At 69.5% G+C, this 14,519-nt stretch carries 16 protein-coding genes and 1 tRNA gene; 9 read left to right on the forward strand and 8 right to left on the reverse strand.

The features are described from left to right. A partial coding sequence (locus DMB66_RS15435) for an Ig-like domain-containing protein (protein WP_148112739.1) occupies positions 1-771 on the reverse strand: 771 nt, incomplete at its 3' end. 393 nt (positions 772-1,164) lie between these two features. Then, positions 1,165-1,252 (reverse strand) — tRNA-Ser (locus DMB66_RS15440). 249 nt (positions 1,253-1,501) lie between these two features. Between DMB66_RS15440 and DMB66_RS15445 the strand changes: the two genes are divergently transcribed. Together DMB66_RS15445 and DMB66_RS15450 are read left to right on the forward strand one after the other, a co-directional pair. After that, on the forward strand, positions 1,502-3,349 hold the full coding sequence (locus DMB66_RS15445; RefSeq protein ID WP_125804779.1) for a ricin-type beta-trefoil lectin domain protein: 1,848 nt from the start codon (positions 1,502-1,504) through the stop codon (positions 3,347-3,349). 41 nt (positions 3,350-3,390) lie between these two features. Next, complete coding sequence (locus DMB66_RS15450) at positions 3,391-4,365, forward strand: NAD(P)H-quinone oxidoreductase (protein ID WP_125804780.1); 975 nt, start codon at positions 3,391-3,393, stop codon at positions 4,363-4,365. Positions 4,366-4,588: 223 nt separating this feature from the next. On the opposite strand, the gene DMB66_RS15455 is transcribed toward DMB66_RS15450, so the two are convergent. Together DMB66_RS15455 and soxR are read right to left on the reverse strand one after the other, a co-directional pair. Continuing rightward, positions 4,589-5,188 carry a hypothetical protein gene (locus tag DMB66_RS15455; RefSeq protein ID WP_148112740.1) on the reverse strand — a complete coding sequence of 200 codons (600 nt, stop codon included), beginning with the start codon at positions 5,186-5,188 and terminating at the stop codon, positions 4,589-4,591. Between the two features lie 642 nt (positions 5,189-5,830). Next, the gene (soxR, locus tag DMB66_RS15460; protein ID WP_125804782.1) at positions 5,831-6,256 is read right to left on the reverse strand and encodes a redox-sensitive transcriptional activator SoxR; all 426 of its coding nucleotides are present in this window, start codon (positions 6,254-6,256) and stop codon (positions 5,831-5,833) included. Between the two features lie 88 nt (positions 6,257-6,344). Here soxR and DMB66_RS15465 point away from each other — a divergent pair, with 88 nt between their 5' ends. The 3 genes from DMB66_RS15465 (at position 6,345) to DMB66_RS15475 (ending at position 8,427) form a co-directional block, all read left to right on the forward strand. Then, a complete protein-coding gene (locus DMB66_RS15465; RefSeq protein WP_125804783.1) occupies positions 6,345-6,953 on the forward strand; it encodes an NADPH-dependent FMN reductase in 609 nt (202 codons plus the stop codon). Between the two features lie 10 nt (positions 6,954-6,963). Further along, complete coding sequence (locus tag DMB66_RS15470) at positions 6,964-7,581, forward strand: antibiotic biosynthesis monooxygenase (RefSeq protein ID WP_125804784.1); 618 nt, start codon at positions 6,964-6,966, stop codon at positions 7,579-7,581. A gap of 63 nt (positions 7,582-7,644) precedes the next feature. Continuing rightward, the gene (locus DMB66_RS15475; RefSeq protein WP_125804785.1) at positions 7,645-8,427 is read left to right on the forward strand and encodes a TIGR02452 family protein; all 783 of its coding nucleotides are present in this window, start codon (positions 7,645-7,647) and stop codon (positions 8,425-8,427) included. A gap of 118 nt (positions 8,428-8,545) precedes the next feature. Here the strand turns inward: DMB66_RS15475 and lipB are convergent, their stop codons facing one another. Continuing rightward, positions 8,546-9,178, reverse strand: a complete 633-nt coding sequence (gene lipB / locus DMB66_RS15480) for a lipoyl(octanoyl) transferase LipB (protein WP_125804786.1) — start codon at positions 9,176-9,178, stop codon at positions 8,546-8,548. Between the two features lie 35 nt (positions 9,179-9,213). Between lipB and DMB66_RS15485 the strand changes: the two genes are divergently transcribed. After that, positions 9,214-9,507, forward strand: coding sequence for a hypothetical protein (locus DMB66_RS15485; protein ID WP_125804787.1), 294 nt, complete (start codon positions 9,214-9,216; stop codon positions 9,505-9,507). Here the strand turns inward: DMB66_RS15485 and DMB66_RS15490 are convergent. Continuing rightward, positions 9,491-10,684, reverse strand: coding sequence for an RNA polymerase sigma factor (locus tag DMB66_RS15490; protein WP_199752377.1), 1,194 nt, complete (start codon positions 10,682-10,684; stop codon positions 9,491-9,493). The genes DMB66_RS15485 and DMB66_RS15490 overlap by 17 nt on opposite strands. Next, positions 10,672-11,013, reverse strand: coding sequence for a YciI family protein (locus DMB66_RS15495; RefSeq protein WP_125804789.1), 342 nt, complete (start codon positions 11,011-11,013; stop codon positions 10,672-10,674). Before DMB66_RS15495 ends, DMB66_RS15490 begins: the two co-directional genes overlap by 13 nt. 344 nt (positions 11,014-11,357) lie before the next feature. On the opposite strand from DMB66_RS15495, the gene DMB66_RS63730 reads away from it, so the two are divergent. From DMB66_RS63730 to DMB66_RS15510, 3 genes are all read left to right on the forward strand, one after another. Beyond that, positions 11,358-12,101 (forward strand): C40 family peptidase, encoded by a 744-nt coding sequence (locus DMB66_RS63730; protein WP_233624578.1) that lies wholly within the window; start codon positions 11,358-11,360, stop codon positions 12,099-12,101. A 33-nt stretch (positions 12,102-12,134) separates the two neighbouring features. Continuing rightward, positions 12,135-12,776 (forward strand): GNAT family N-acetyltransferase, encoded by a 642-nt coding sequence (locus DMB66_RS15505; RefSeq protein ID WP_125804790.1) that lies wholly within the window; start codon positions 12,135-12,137, stop codon positions 12,774-12,776. A 313-nt stretch (positions 12,777-13,089) separates the two neighbouring features. Then, the gene (locus DMB66_RS15510; protein WP_125804791.1) at positions 13,090-13,620 is read left to right on the forward strand and encodes a YbhB/YbcL family Raf kinase inhibitor-like protein; all 531 of its coding nucleotides are present in this window, start codon (positions 13,090-13,092) and stop codon (positions 13,618-13,620) included. A gap of 66 nt (positions 13,621-13,686) precedes the next feature. On the opposite strand, the gene DMB66_RS15515 is transcribed toward DMB66_RS15510, so the two are convergent. Beyond that, the gene (locus tag DMB66_RS15515) at positions 13,687-14,400 is read right to left on the reverse strand and encodes a bifunctional 2-polyprenyl-6-hydroxyphenol methylase/3-demethylubiquinol 3-O-methyltransferase UbiG (protein WP_125804792.1); all 714 of its coding nucleotides are present in this window, start codon (positions 14,398-14,400) and stop codon (positions 13,687-13,689) included. Positions 14,401-14,519 lie beyond the last annotated feature (119 nt).

A 14,519-nucleotide genomic window follows, 5' to 3' on the forward strand; every position in this document is an offset into this window, starting at 1 on the left:
CCTGCCGCCGAAGTCGTACGTGAAGCCGGTCTTGCTGGTTGAACGCAGCGCACCGTCGATCCACCACTCGACTCGGTCCACACCGGACCGATCAGAGATCCACGAGCTTAGATAAAACTTGCCGGCGTGAACCACATTCGGTACGTCCCAGGAGAACGAGACGTCCGGGCCGACGTTGTCGACCGCGTAGTAGCGGTGGTAGGTGGTCACGTTACCGGCGCGATCGGTGACCTGAAGGGTGAGCCCGCCTCGGAGCGCTGCCTTGGTGGTGTCCCAGGCCAACTCCCACGGCGCGGCTGTCACCCGGCTGACCTTCTCACCGCCCCGGCTGATGGCGATCTCGGCGACGTCGTCGGACAGGGCCGTACCAGTAATCTTGGTGATGCCGTGCACGACGGTGTTGGCCGCCGGCGAGAAGGACGCCTCCGGCGCGATGAATTCGGTGTGCACCCGGGTGGTCAGTTCGCTGTAGTTCCTGGCCTGGTCGTAGACCCGGACGGTGACGTCGACATCAGTGTTGTCGTCGACCCCGGCAAGATTGGCCATGACCGGCCAGTGCAACTTGACGCCACCGTACGTGTAGGCGTGGCCGTTGACCGAGGTCTGCACTGCGACGACGTCGTCGCTGAAGCTGGGCGCGAAGGTCGCCAAGCGACCGAAGTCTTGTCCCACCCTCAGCCCGGTGGAGTAGATCACGGGTGGTGTGGTGTCGGCCGGCTGGTCGTCGGCGAAAGCCGGCGTGCCGGTGGTGAGAATCAGGGAAGTGGACAATGCCGCGATTGCGGCAATGTGGAGCGTTTTCAATGCCGCATCCCCATCTATTGATTTTCGCGGACACGATACGCGCGCTGAGAAACTATTTCGACCCCGCCACCGAAACCGCCCGGCCAGGATTCAGCACGTCGGTGAGCAAGTGCCTCCACCCCGCCGAACTGCCGCGCCGCGGTCTTCGCCGCGTTGTTCTGGCTTTGACCCCGGCACGGCAGCGCACCCCGCTCGGCAAGGTGCCGTACCAGCTGCGGCACGCCGCCGGATCGCGGAGCCTTGGAGGTGGAGGAGGACGGGGCGTCGGCCGTCGAAACTCTGCCGCGTATTTGCCGTGATCCAGTGAGCTGTAGCTAGATCACCTGAGGCTCAGTGAGACTGCCCTTCTCGTGCTCAGAGCGGAGGGCGTGGGATTCGAACCCACGGAGACGCGGAACGCCTCACCGGTTTTCAAGACCGGCGCCATCGGCCACTAGGCGAGCCCTCCCGTACGGCGGCACTCAGTCTGCCAGATCCATGCGCGCGAAGCGGAACGGACACGGCTCCCGGCGTGCACGCCAACCCCCCGTGCCCAAACCGAAACTTATATTAAGTCTCTTAACAGGCACCTGAGCTGCCCAAACACGGCCCGACACCGCTACCACCACGGTTGACACGGTATAGACAACCGTGTTTATTGTTCGCTGCCTTACCTATCCCGGCCAGGCCCCCACCTTCGGTCAAGGGAGTCCTCACCATGTCCGTCCCCGGAAGAAGGACCGTGATCGCCGCGGCCGCCGTCGTGCTCGCGGTCGGCGCCGGCATCGTGTTCGCCCCGAGTGCGTTCGCCGCCAACGAGCAGGTCAACGTCTATCTCACCACCACCAGTGACAGCGCCGGGCGTGCTGTCACCCGCGGCCTGCAGCAGCAGGCGCCGGTCAACTTCGCCGGCAGCACCGGCAGCGCCAACCAGACGATCACCGTCAATGAAAACACCACGTACCAGCAGTTTGAGGGCGCCGGCGCCTCGTTCACCGACACCGCCGCCTGGCTCATCAACGGCAGTGGCGCGCTCTCCGCCGCCACCCGCAACGATGTCATGGCCAAGCTGTTCAGCCCGACCGCTGGGATCGGGGTGAGCGCCACCCGCAATGTCATCGGCTCGTCGGATCTGGCCCGTTCCAGCTATTCGTATGACGGCACCTGCTGCGACGTCAACGATTTTACGCTGGCTCGCGATGTCGACGTGCTGGCGCTGACCAGGCAGGCCGAGAGCCTCAATCCGAGCCTGCTGGTGATGGCCTCGCCCTGGTCCGCGCCGTCCTGGATGAAGGACAACAACAGCTACAACCAGGGATATCTCAAGGCCGAGTATTACAAGGCGTACGCCCAGTATTTCGTGAAGTACATCCAGGGGTACGAGGCTCAGGGCGTACACGTCAAATATGTCACCGAGCAGAACGAGCCCGGCTGCTGTCCCGGTTATCCCTCCATGCAATGGAGCGTCTCCGGGCTGCAGTCGTTCGCCAAGAATGACCTGCTGCCCGCCCTGCAGGCCGCAGGCCTGAGCACGAAACTGCTGGTGCACGACTGGAACTACAGCGACTACGACACCTGGGGCGCGCCGCTCGTCAACGACGCGGCCATCCGCAATCACCCGAACTTCGGCGGGGTGGGCTGGCACGGTTACGGCGGCGATCCCAGCAAGGCTTCCACGGTACGCAACCAGTATCCGTCCATGAATCAGTATTTCACCGAGCACTCCGGTGGCACCTGGGTCGGCAACCAGCAGGCCGAGGACATGAACAATCTGATCGACTACACCCGGAACTGGGCGCGGTCGTGGACCAAGTGGAGCCTCGCGGTCGACCAGAACATGGGCCCGCACAACGGCGGCTGTGGCACCTGCACCGGCCTGGTCACCGTGCACAACGGTGACAGCCGCAGCGGGCAGGTCGATTACACGATTGAGTACTACACGATGGGTCACCTGACCAAGTTCGTGAAGCCGGGTGCGGTGCGCATCGACTCGACCGCGAACACGACCGTCAAGAACGTGGCCTGGAAGAACCCGGACGGGTCGAAGGCGCTGATCGCGTACAACACCAGCGGCGGCACGCAGACCGTCAAGGTCAACTGGGGCGGACAGTCCCTCGTGTACAGCCTGCCGACCAAGACCTCGGCGACTTTCACCTGGGGCGGCAGCCAAACCGGGGGTACGCGTACCGGAGCGGTCTCGGGTCTGGGTGGCAAATGCCTGGACGTGACCGGGGGCTCCACCGCCAACGGCAACCTGCCGCAGCTGTGGACGTGCACTGGTGGCCCGAACCAGGTCTGGACGCTCGGCGCCGACAACACTGTCCGGGGCCTCGGCAAGTGCCTGGATGTGTCGAACAACTCAACGACAGACGGCGCCGCCGTGCACCTGTGGGACTGCATCGACACGGTGGCCAGCCAGAAGTGGACCGCTGGCAACGGTTCGCTGGTCAACGCGGCGTCCGGCAAGTGTCTCGACGTCCAGAACAACAACGCCGCCGACGGCGCCAAGCTGCAGATCTGGTCCTGTACGGGCGCCGCCAACCAGAAGTGGAACGTGCCCGGCTGAGGGTCCATTTTTTGTCGTACGCGTCGGGCAAGCTATCAGTCATGCACGCGATCACGATCGAAGAGCCCGGCGGCCCGGATGCCCTCGTCTGGGCCGAAGTGCCCGACCCGACCCCTGGCGCCGGCGAGGTGGTCGTCGAGGTGACGGCCGCAGCGGTCAATCGGGCCGACGTGACGCAGCGCCAGGGCCACTACCCGCCGCCGCCGGGCGCACCGCCGTTTCCGGGCCTCGAGTGCTCCGGCGTGATCACGGCGATCGGTGACGGGGTGACCGGCCACCACGTGGGCGAGCGGGTGTGCGCCCTGCTCGCCGGCGGCGGCTATGCGGAGCAGGTGGCGGTGCCGGCGGGTCAGCTCCTGCCGATCCCGCAGCAGATGTCCGTGCAGGAGGCGGCGGCTCTCCCCGAGGTCGCCTGCACGGTCTGGTCAAACGTGGTGGATGTCGCTCGCCTCCGCAAGGGCGAGACGCTGCTAGTGCACGGCGGAGGCGGCGGCATCGGCACGTTCGCGATTCAGCTGGGCAAGGCCCTGGGCGCCAGGGTGCTGGTCACGGCCCGGGAGCCCAAGCATGCCCAGCTGCGTGCGCTCGGCGCCGACCTGGCGATCGACTACACCTCGGCAGACTTCGTCGCGGAGACCAAGGAATTCACCGACGGCAAGGGCGTCGATGTCATCCTCGACATCATCGGCGCGAAATACCTGAACCGGAACGTGGCCGCGCTGGCCTCCGGCGGCCGCATCGCCGTCATCGGGCTGCAGGGCGGCCGCAGTGGCGAGCTCGACCTGGCCGCGCTGATGATGAAGCGCGGCTCGGTCTCCGCAACGACCCTGCGCGCCCGGCCGCTCCCCGACAAGGCCCGCATCGTCAGGGGCGTGCGCGAGCAGGTCTGGCCGCTGGTCGACGCGGGAGCGATCCGCCCGATCATCGACCGCACGATCCCGATGGCAGACGCGGCGGCGGCCCACCGCCTGATGGAAAGCAGCGACCACCTGGGCAAAATCCTCCTCCTGCCTTGACCTGACCCGGCCGGGGCTCGGCACTGGTCCGGGCCGGCACTGCACCAAGGGCCGGCACTGCACTAGGGGCCGGGACTGGGCCAAGGGCCGGGACTGGGCCAAGGGCCGGCGCTGGTCCGGCCCTTGGTCGATGCCGCTCGGCCAGGGGTGATCCGCGCCGGGCTCGCCGACCCTGAGACGGGCGAGCGGTGACCGAGTCCCCGGCCCGCGGATGACGCTCGGCTCAGACCTGGAAGGCGGCGATTCCGGAGAAGACGCGGACTCTCCAGGTGCAGTTGGTCGAGGTGCTGACCTTGAAGACGCCTCTCCGGGCGCCCGCGTGGCCGTTCAGGGTCAGGGAGCCGGTGGTCTTCTCGCCGCGGACGTACTCGGAGCCACCGCCCTGGCCGATCCAGGTCAGGTGCGCGAAGGGGGAGCCGCCGCCCGCGCAGTTCCAGGACATGATCGCCTTGTAGTCCTGGGTGGGGATCCGGATCGTCGGGCTCTGCCAGGAACTGGTCCGGTCCGACCAGCCGGCGACCTCCCGCGAGCGACGCTGAAACACCTGCACCGCGTCCAGTCGGGCCGCGTTGCGGTGGTTTGGCGAGCCGGCGTACACGGCCTTCCACGTGCCGGTCGTCTGCGCGGTGAAGCTGCGGCTGAAGTTCCCCGCATCCGTCGTCGTCGCGAAGCCCTGGTGTGTGTAGGCGTTCGCGGGGGTTCCGGTCGCGTGGAAGTAGAAGTCCACCCGGGCCTGGTTGCCCCGAGCGGTCTGCCACACCCGGCCGGTCAGCATCACGGCCGCACCCTTGGCAGCCGGTTCCGGCGCGGCGTCGAATGTCATCCTCACCGCGGCCGCCCCGGGCCGAGTCACGATCGAACTAGCTGGAAAGCCGGCCGGCGCGGTGGGGTTGCCAGCTTGGGGATCAGCGGGCGCGGGGTTGCCAGTCTGGGGATCAGCGGGCGCGGCGGGGTTGCCAGTCTGGGGAGCAGCGGGCATGACTGCGTCGCTGGACTGAGGATCGGCCGGTGCAGTTGCCAGGCCGGCACGAGAAGCGGTTGGTGCGTCGGCGTGGGCCATGCCCACTTCGCCGGGGAGTAGCAGCGCAGCGAGGGTCAGGGCAGCGAACAGCAAAGCAGGACGACGGCGCATTCAGGAAGCAACCCTCTCGGCGATTCGGGGGATATGTGCCATTTTGGCAGCTCCCCCGCCCTGCCTCATCGTGCCGCTCCCGGCGTGCCGGGATCAATCACCCGGGCCCGGCGCGACACCCGAAGCAATTGCCGCCCGCACCTGCAGCCCAAAAGGGCCGCCCGCAGCCATGACGGGGGCCCGCACCTGCAGCCCAAAAGGGCCGCCCGCAGCCATAGCGGGGGCTTGCAGCTGCAGCCACAAGAGCCGCCTGCAGTTGCAGCCACAACGAGGGGCCCCGCAGCTGCAGCCACAAACGAGGCCGCCCGCAGCCGCACGAAGGGCAGCAAGCGATCAGATAAGGCGCCGTGGGCCCGGACCATGCTTGCCGAGTTCGTCGTTCGGGTTGATCAGCGGGCAGCGGTCGATCGACATGCACCCGCAGCCCACGCATCCGGTGAAGTCGTTGCGTAACTGCTCCAGGTGGAGCATTCGCCGATCGAGTTGTTCCTGCCAGCATTGCGACACCCGGGCCCAATCCTCGCGGGTCGGGGCGCGGTTGTCCGGCAGCAGCGTCAGGATCGCGCCCACCTCCTTCAGTGGGATGCCCACCCGTTGCGCGATTCGGATGAAGGCCACCCGGCGCAGCGCGTCGCGGCGGTACCGGCGCTGGTTCCCCGCCGTTCGCCGGCTGGTGAGCAGGCCCTGTCGTTCGAAGAAGTGCAGGGCCGACACCGCGACCCCGCTGCGGGCCGCCAGCTCTCCGACGCTCAGCTCCATGTGCCGTCACCCTTCTCGCGTGCTTGACCTCAACATTAGTTGGGGTTCTAGCGTCGGAGCCGTCATCGCACCGATCGAGGGAGACACCGTGTCCGCACATCCGCTCCGCCTGGCCGTCATCGTCGGCAGCACCCGGGAAGGGCGCTTCGGGCCGACCGTCGCCGCCTGGTTCGCCGGGGAGGCGGGCCGCCGCAACGACCTGGACGTCGAGATCGTCGACCTCGCCGCACCCGAAGCCGGCACCGAGGCCGGCACCGAGGCTGGCACCCGGGCCGGCACCAGGGCCGCCGACGCCGGATCCGAAGCCGGCTCGGTCACCGGGAAGCTCGGGGCCGCCGACGCCTTCGTCGTCGTCACGCCCGAGTACAACCACAGCTACCCCGCGCCGCTCAAGGCCGTGATCGACAGCCACTTCCGGGAGTGGCAGGCCAAACCCGTCGGCTTCGTTTCGTACGGCGGGCTGTCCGGCGGGCTCCGCGCGGTCGAGCATCTGCGGGTGGTCTTCGCCGAACTGCATGCCGTCACCGTGCGTGACACGGTCAGCTTTCATGGCGCCCGGTCCTGCTTCGGCCCGGACGGCCGGCCCCTGGATGAGGCGGTGCCCGGCGCCGCCGCTCGCGTTCTCCTCGACCGTCTCACCTGGTGGGGCCTCACCCTGCGTGACGCCCACCAGGCCCGCCCGTACGTGACGGCTTGAGGCGGCTGGCATGCGGGTCACCGACGAACTTCCCGATCCGGCCCGGACCGACGCCGGCGTCGTCCTTGCCGCCGAGCGGGCGGCGGGCGGCGCCGACCAACTGGTGGCCACCGCCGACGCCGTCATCGCCGCCTGGCGCAGCGAGCCCTGGCCGGAGGGGCTGCTGAGCTATGCCCTCTTCCTGGACACAGACGGTGATCTCCTGCTGCACTACGCACAGTGGACGAGCGAAGGCCGACTACCGCACCTGAATGAGCACACCAGGTATCGCCTGTACCGGGGCGGCAGATCGTCCGACGGCGCGGTGCCTGGCGCGATCGTCGCCGTGCGCGTCGACACCGATGGTGACGCTCTCGCCCGTACCTGGGTGGATGCGGTCTTCGAGGCCTTGGACCAGGACGGCGACCTGCCCGCCGGTGGTCTTGGCGGGTTCTTTCACATCAGTATCGACGGCCGGCGGGTGCTCAACTACGCCGAGTGGGTCAGCGCGGACGCCCACAAGAACGCCCTGGCGGCCACCGGCCGCGGGATCTCCCAAGGCCCGTTGTGGGACAAGGTCCAGACCATGCCGGGGGTACGCCCACAGAGCGTCACCCGCTACCGCCTGTACAAGACGTTGCTCCCCTAGCGCGCCGTCGACGCTGGGTATTCGGGTGACGTCGGTCGCCCGGGCGACCATCATGGACGCATCATGAGCAGACGATTGCGGGCCATCGCCCAAGAGGCCGTGGAGATCGCCGAGCGTGGCTGGTATCACGATCCGCACGGCGCCGAAGTGCGCATCGATGTCGGGTCCGCGGTCGCCGGCACCCGGCTCTATCTGCCGGCCGACGAGTTGCCCGCGGGCGTGGCCGCGCCGGGCACGCACGTCGAGGTCACCGGCGAGTCCACCCTGGCCGCGGCGCGACGTCTCGGTGGCGACGTCGCGGCGCTGGTCTTCGCCTCGGCTCGCAACGCGGGCGGCGGCTTCCTCAACGGTGCCCAGGCCCAGGAGGAGAGCGTCGCCCGCAGCTCGGCGCTGTATCCGTGCCTGCGTGCGGCCGGTGACTTCTACGCGTTCCACCGGGCCCACGCCGAGCTGACCTACACCGACCGCGTCATCTACTCGCCGGCGGTGCCCGTCTTCCGTGACGACAAGGCGACGCTGCTCACGGAGCCGTACCCGGTCACGTTCTTGACCTCGGCCGCGCCCAATCTGTCCGCGATCCGGGGCAACCAGCCCGAGCTGGTCGCCGAGGTCCCCGCGGTGTTGCGCCGCCGTGCGGCGCGGGTGCTCGCGGTCGCCGCCGCGCACGGCCATCGCCGGCTGGTGCTCGGCGCGTGGGGTTGCGGGGTCTTCGGCAACGACCCCGCCACGGTGGCGGAAGCGTTCGCCGCGGCCCTGACCCGGTATCCGATGGAGCATGTCGTGTTCGCGGTCCTGGGCCCGAACCGCGACGAGTTCGCGGCTGCTTTCGCGACCGCCGTCAGGTAGTGCTGCGAGCCGCGATCGCCGTCAGGTAGTGCTGCGAGCCGCGGCCGCCGTCAGATAGTGCCGCGAATCGCGACTGCGGGAAGGCTGCCGGGAGACAGCTCCCCGAGCCGCGACGAGGTCACGGCTGCTTTCGCAGGTGCCCGAAGACGGCATCGCGGACAGCGGCTTCGGTCGGCATCGGCAGCTGCGCGAGTACCGAGAGCTGCCGGAGCGAGGTCATCGCCACGTCGTCGAGTCCGCAGGCCACGAACGAGTCGAAGACCGACAGGTCGGGGTCGATGTTGAGGGCGAAGCCGTGGCTGGTCACGCCGCCGCGGATCCGCATGCCGATCGACGCGAGCTTGCGGCCGTCGGGCGTCCACACGCCGACCAGGCTGGTCGAGCCCTTGGGCGTGTCCCGGCGGACCGTGCTGAAGCCGAGGTCGCCGAGGGCCGCGACCAGGCCGTTCTCCAGCCACCGCACGATGTCGCCGGGGCCGCGTTCGTGCAGGTCGAGGACCAGATAGCCGATCAACTGGCCGGGGCCGTGATAGGTCGCCTGGCCACCGCGGTCGGCGAGCACGGTGGGGATACCGGGCAGGTCGGCGGGCAGGTCGGTGAGCGGCGTCGTGCGCCCGTAGGTGATCACAGCCGGGTGGCTGAGCAGGAACAGCCGATCGGGCGCTGTGCCCGCGCGGCGCTCCACCGTCCAGGTTGCCATCCGCTGCATCGCTTGCTCGTACGGCACCTCGCCGAGGTCCACTCGCTGCATGTCCTCCAGTCTGCGTCGCTGCGATACTCGCCGGCATGACGGATCAAGAACCCTTCCGGATCGTGGCGGTGGTCGAGATGGCGACCGGCCACTTCGAGGCCGGCGGCCGGTACGAGGACGAGGTGCTGGCCCTGCTCGGCCGGCACGGCGGCCAGGTGGAGCGCCGGCTGCGCACCGGGGACGGCGGCTCGGAGGTGCAGATTCTGGCGTTCGAGTCGCGGGCCGGCTACGAGGCGGTGCTCACCGACCCGGCGCGGCTGTCGTTGCGGGCCGCCCTCGGTGTCGCGGCGCCGACGACCCGGGTGCTGGAGGTCAGCGACGTACCGTGACCAGGGCCTGCCGCAGAAAGGCCAGCTCGGCGGCGTTGCTGGTCAGCTCGGCTGCCCGGGTGTAGGCCGCCGCGGCCTCGGCCCTGCGGCCCAGGCGCTTGAGCAGGTCCGCCCGGATCGCGTGGAACAGGTGATACCGGTCCAGGTCGAGCGCCTCCACCAGCGGCAGGGCCGCGGCCGGGCCGGACACCTCGGCTATCGCCACCGCGCGGTTCAGGGCCACCACCGGGGTCGGCGCGAGCACCATGAGCTGGTCGTACAGCCGCACGATCGCCGGCCAGTCGGTCGCGGCCACCGTCGGCGCGGCGCTGTGCACCGCGTTGATCGCCGCCTGCACCTGGTACGGCCCCGGCTGTCCCCGCCGTACGCAGGCTCGCACGATCTCCTGCCCCTCGGCGGCCAGTTCCGCGTCCCAGCGGGACCGGTCCTGGTCGGCGAGCCGGATCATCGCTCCGTCCACCGTGGTGCGGGCCGGCCGCCGGGCGAGAATGAGCAGTTGCAACGCCAGCAGGCCCCACACCTCGGGCTCCCGGGGCATCAGCCGCGCCAGCATCCGGGCCAGCCGGACGGCCTCGGTGCACAGGTCGTCGCGGGTCAGGGCGGGGCCGGCGGTGGCCGCGTACCCCTCGTTGAAGATCAGATAGAGGACCGCCAGCACCGGCCGCAGCCGGTCCGGCAGTTCGGCGTCGCCGGGCACCCGGTACGGGATGCCGGCGTCCCGGATCTTGCCCTTCGCCCGGACGATGCGCTGGGCCATGGTCGGCTCCGGCACCAGAAACGCTCGCGCGATCTCGGGCGTGGTCAGTCCGCCGAGCAGCCGCAGGGTGAGGGCGACCTGTGCGCTCTGCGCCAGCGCGGGGTGACAGCAGGTGAAGATCAGCCGGAGCAGGTCCGTCTCCTCCTGCGCTGGTGATGCCGGGACGAGCATCGCCGCCTCCGCCTCCTTCGCGGCCCGGGCCGACTCGCGCCGGAGCCGGTCGATGGCCCGGTGCCGGGCCGTGGCGATGATCCAGCCGGCCGGGCTCGGCGGGACGCCCTCCGCCGGCCACTTCGCACTGGCCACGGTGAACGCATCCTGCACCGCCTCCTCGGCGAGGTCGAGGTCGCCGAGGTAGCGGGTCAGGACGGCGACCGCGCGCCCGTACTCGGCGCGGAAGACGCCGGTCAGGCCTGAAATGGCCGCACCTCGACCGGCAGGGTGGTCGCCGCCGCCATCCGCCCGCCCCACTTCAGGGCGGCGTCCAGGTCTTCGGCGGTGATGACGGTGAAGCCGCCGAGGAATTCCTTGCTCTCCAGGAACGGCCCGTCGGTGAGCAGCACGTCACCGTCGCTGACCCGGACCACCGTCGCGGTGCTCGGCGGGCCGAGCGGGGCGCTGAACACGAACGCGCCGGCGTCCTGGAGCTCCCGCTGGAGCGTGGCCAGCTCGCGCATCACCGGTTCGAGGATTTCCGGCCCGGGCGGCGGCCCGGCGGGCTGAAAGATGCTGATCAGGTATGTCCGCATGTTCTGCTCCACTTCTGGATGACACATACACGAACGGTTCGCGCTCGGATCGACATCCGCGGAGCATTTTTTCTCGGTTCCCCGCAACGGAGCCGCGAATGTGTGTTGGCATGGTCGACGGAATTACCACTATCGCCTGGGTTCCCATTGTCGCCGTTCTACGGATGACAACCGGCGCGGCGGCACCATCCGTCGCACTGAATTGGGATTCGCGTGAGAGCCCCGGGCCGAACTCGGAGGCTTCGCTGTCTCGTCCGTCCACCGGCCGTGTCCTGGCCGCCGGCGCCCTCGCGCTCGCTGTGAGCACGCCGGCTCTCGATTCCGTCGAACCCCCCATGGAAAGCATGCCGATTCCCATGCCGGCCGCTGCGCCCGCGCTGGTGGAACAACAGCCGACCCTGATGGCCCGGACCGTGCTGCGAGCCTCCCGCTCGGCAGTGCGCCGGTCCGCCGTACGGCCGGCAGCCGTGGCGTTGCGCGCGGCGCAGCGGTCCGCTCAGCGGGAGACGAAGAAGATCCTGGCCGTACGCCGGGCAGCAGTGGCCCGCCGGGCCGTCGAGGTCAGAGCCGCTGCGGTCAGGGTTGCTCAGGTCAGGGCCGCTGCCCAGCGCCGGGTCGCGGCACGACGGGCCGTGGTCGCCCGCCGGGCCGCCGCTGCCCGGCACGCCGCGGCCAGGGCCCGGGTCGCCGTCCGGCCCGCGGTCAGGCACCGGGCGGCGCCCAAGCGCCGCGCGGTGACCCGCAAGGTGCGCTCGTCGATGCGGATGTCGTCGGTGATCGCGTACGCCCGTTCGCAACTCGGCAAGAACTACCGACGCGGCGCGGAGGGGCCGAATTCGTTCGACTGCTCGGGCTTCACCAAGCGCGCCTACGCGGAGGTCGGGCTGCGGTTGCCGCATTCCTCGGGGGCTCAGGCGGCCCGCGCCCGTACGGTTTCCCGGGGCGCCGCGCAACCCGGCGATCTGGTCGTGGGGCCGGGGCACGTGGGGATCTACATGGGCGGCGGAATGATGATCGACGCCGGGAACCCGCGTACCGGGGTCGTTTATCGGCGGCTCTACGCGGGCTTGCACATCGAACGGTTTTAGCAGAGTTGGCGGCGGGCGGCGAGAATCTCTCGCATGATCACCGAGCACTGGCCACTGTTCGGGCTGCGGCTGAGAACGCCGCGGCTCGAACTGCGCGTACCGGATCTGACCGACCTGGCGCACCTCGCCGACGTCGCCGCCGAGGGGGTGCACGACCCCGGCTATCAGCCGTTCCTGGTGCCGTGGACCGACGACTCACCGCAGCAGGTGGCGCGGGGAACACTGCAGTTCCACTGGCGGATGTTGGGCGAGTGGGCGCCGGAGAGCTGGTCGCTGAACCTCGTGACGCTGTTCGACGGACAGGTCATCGGCACCCAGGCGCTCGACGCCCGGCAGTTCGCCACGCTGCGCGAGGTGGGCACCGGGTCGTGGTTGGGGCGGGCCCACCACGGCAAGGGCTTCGGCACCGAGATGCGGGCCGCGGTGCTGGACCTGGCCTTCGCCGGGCTGGGCGCGCAGTGGGCCGTCTCGGAGGCCTTCGCGACCAACGCGGCCTCGTACGGCGTCTCGCGGAGGCTCGGTTACGTGGACGACGGCGTCGCCCGGCATGTGGTCCGCGGCGAGGCGGTGGTCGGGCGCCGGCTGCGGCTGGACCGGGCCGGCTGGGCGGCGGCCCGCACGGTCGACGTACGGATCGAGGGCTTGGCGCCCTGCCTGCCGATGTTCGGCTGCTGAGCCGCACGGGGCCACACAGCAGTCGGCACCCGTCGCGGCGGGCGGGTGCCGACTTGCTGGACGCCATGCGGCGGCCGATCGCCACCGAGCACGGGGATCTCTGCCCTACGTACCCGGTCGGATGTCTGACTCAACTATCGCCCGGCGCAAGCCCCACCCCACGCACCATCTGTGCGTTTCTGCGAGACTTCGCTTCCATCTCGGCAACCGAGGCGAAAGATGTGGGACACCTCACCCGGTTACCGTCGGCAAACGGGGGAAGTCGTCGAACCGGTGCCATCTGGGCGCCGGAAACGTGGAAGGACTACCGAGCATGAGCCTGGAGCGAGCCGAAGCGCCGGATCCCTACGACATCCTGCCGCCGGTCCCGGCCTTCACGCTGACGAGCGTGGACATGGCCGACGGCCGACCGCTCGACGAGCTGTACGCGCATACCAGCGTCGGCGGCAAGAATCTCTCGCCGCAGCTGTCCTGGTCCGGCTTCCCGGCGGAGACCCGGGGTTTCGTCGTGACCTGTTTCGACCCGGACGCGCCGACCGGCAGCGGCTTCTGGCACTGGGTGGCGGTCAACCTGCCGGCCTCGGTGACTGAGCTGGCCCGTGGCGTCGACCCCCTGCCGGACGGCGGCTTCACCGTGCGCAACGACTACGGCGACACCGGCTACGGCGGCGCGGCCCCGCCGCCCGGTGACCGCCCGCACCGCTACGTCTTCGCGGTGCATGCCCTCGACGTGGACCGGCTCGAGGTGGGTGCGGACGCCACGCCGGCCTACGTCGGCTTCAACCTGGCCTTCCACACCCTGGCCCGGGCGACGATCCGGCCCACCTACCAGGTCAAGGGCTGACCTGCGGGCAGCGCACACGACGAAGCCCGCCGGGTCACGATCCGGCGGGCTTCGGGCGGTGCAGGATCAGCCGGAGACCTTCGCGACCACGAAGACCGACTGGCCGAACGGCGGCTTCACGATGCTCTCGGCGGCCTTGGTGATCGGCAGCACGACGCTGTCGTAGACCTTGACCATCGGGCCCTCCTTCGGGGCCATCTTGAAGATGCTCGTCGCGCCGTAATACCCGATCAGGCCCAGGGCGTTCGCGTAGTGCAGCTTCTCGATGGTCAGGCCGGCCTCGGTCATGGCGGCGCGCATCGTCTTCTTGGTGTAGCGGCGGATGTGGCCGGTCGCGACGTCGACCTGGCTCATCGCGAACATGAACGCCGGCACGATCAGGATGATCCGGCCGCCGGGGCGGACCAGCTCAGCCATGCTGCGCAGGGCACCGACGTGGTCCTCGATGTGCTCGAGGACGTTGTAGGAGACAGCGGCGCTGTATTCCCCGTTGGCCTCGGCCGAGGGCAGCAGCATCTGCCGCACGTCGATGTTGTCGTGGTCGGCCAGGCGCTCCTTGAGCTGCACCAGCCGGTCGGGGTCCGCCTCGGTGGCGGTGAAGCGGGGCAGGTGCTCCGCCCACTCCAGTGCGTAGTCGCCCAGGCCGCTGCCGATCTCGATCGGGTTGTCGCCCAGGTACGGGAGAGCCAGCTCCACGAACCACCGACGGTGGTTCACGGCCATGGCGAGGCCTTCGAGCACTTCGGACTGGATCCGCTGGTCTCCAGTGATGTCTGCCATAAGTAAGGTTCCCTCGTCTTGCCGATCCGAGCTGACAGCGGGACCGGAAGAGTTAACCATCCGCTGCGCGCAACCGAAAGTTGAGCGGGGGGCGCCCCGCTCATTTTTGCCTGATTGAG

This window comes from Actinoplanes sp. ATCC 53533, assembly GCF_003947245.1.

Bases quoted from the DNA above. Each gene is read 5' to 3' on its own strand.
- DMB66_RS15445 (WP_125804779.1), top strand. From the start codon at position 1,502: ATGTCCGTCCCCGGAAGAAGGACCGTGATCGCCGCGGCCGCCGTCGTG.
- DMB66_RS15450 (WP_125804780.1), top strand. From the start codon at position 3,391: ATGCACGCGATCACGATCGAAGAGCCCGGCGGCCCGGATGCCCTCGTC.
- DMB66_RS15455 (WP_148112740.1), bottom strand. From the start codon at position 5,188: ATGACATTCGACGCCGCGCCGGAACCGGCTGCCAAGGGTGCGGCCGTG.
- soxR (WP_125804782.1), bottom strand. From the start codon at position 6,256: ATGGAGCTGAGCGTCGGAGAGCTGGCGGCCCGCAGCGGGGTCGCGGTG.
- DMB66_RS15470 (WP_125804784.1), top strand. From the start codon at position 6,964: ATGCGGGTCACCGACGAACTTCCCGATCCGGCCCGGACCGACGCCGGC.
- DMB66_RS15475 (WP_125804785.1), top strand. From the start codon at position 7,645: ATGAGCAGACGATTGCGGGCCATCGCCCAAGAGGCCGTGGAGATCGCC.
- lipB (WP_125804786.1), bottom strand. From the start codon at position 9,178: ATGCAGCGAGTGGACCTCGGCGAGGTGCCGTACGAGCAAGCGATGCAG.
- DMB66_RS15485 (WP_125804787.1), top strand. From the start codon at position 9,214: ATGACGGATCAAGAACCCTTCCGGATCGTGGCGGTGGTCGAGATGGCG.
- DMB66_RS15495 (WP_125804789.1), bottom strand. From the start codon at position 11,013: ATGCGGACATACCTGATCAGCATCTTTCAGCCCGCCGGGCCGCCGCCC.
- DMB66_RS63730 (WP_233624578.1), top strand. From the start codon at position 11,358: ATGCCGATTCCCATGCCGGCCGCTGCGCCCGCGCTGGTGGAACAACAG.
- DMB66_RS15505 (WP_125804790.1), top strand. From the start codon at position 12,135: ATGATCACCGAGCACTGGCCACTGTTCGGGCTGCGGCTGAGAACGCCG.
- DMB66_RS15510 (WP_125804791.1), top strand. From the start codon at position 13,090: ATGAGCCTGGAGCGAGCCGAAGCGCCGGATCCCTACGACATCCTGCCG.
- DMB66_RS15515 (WP_125804792.1), bottom strand. From the start codon at position 14,400: ATGGCAGACATCACTGGAGACCAGCGGATCCAGTCCGAAGTGCTCGAA.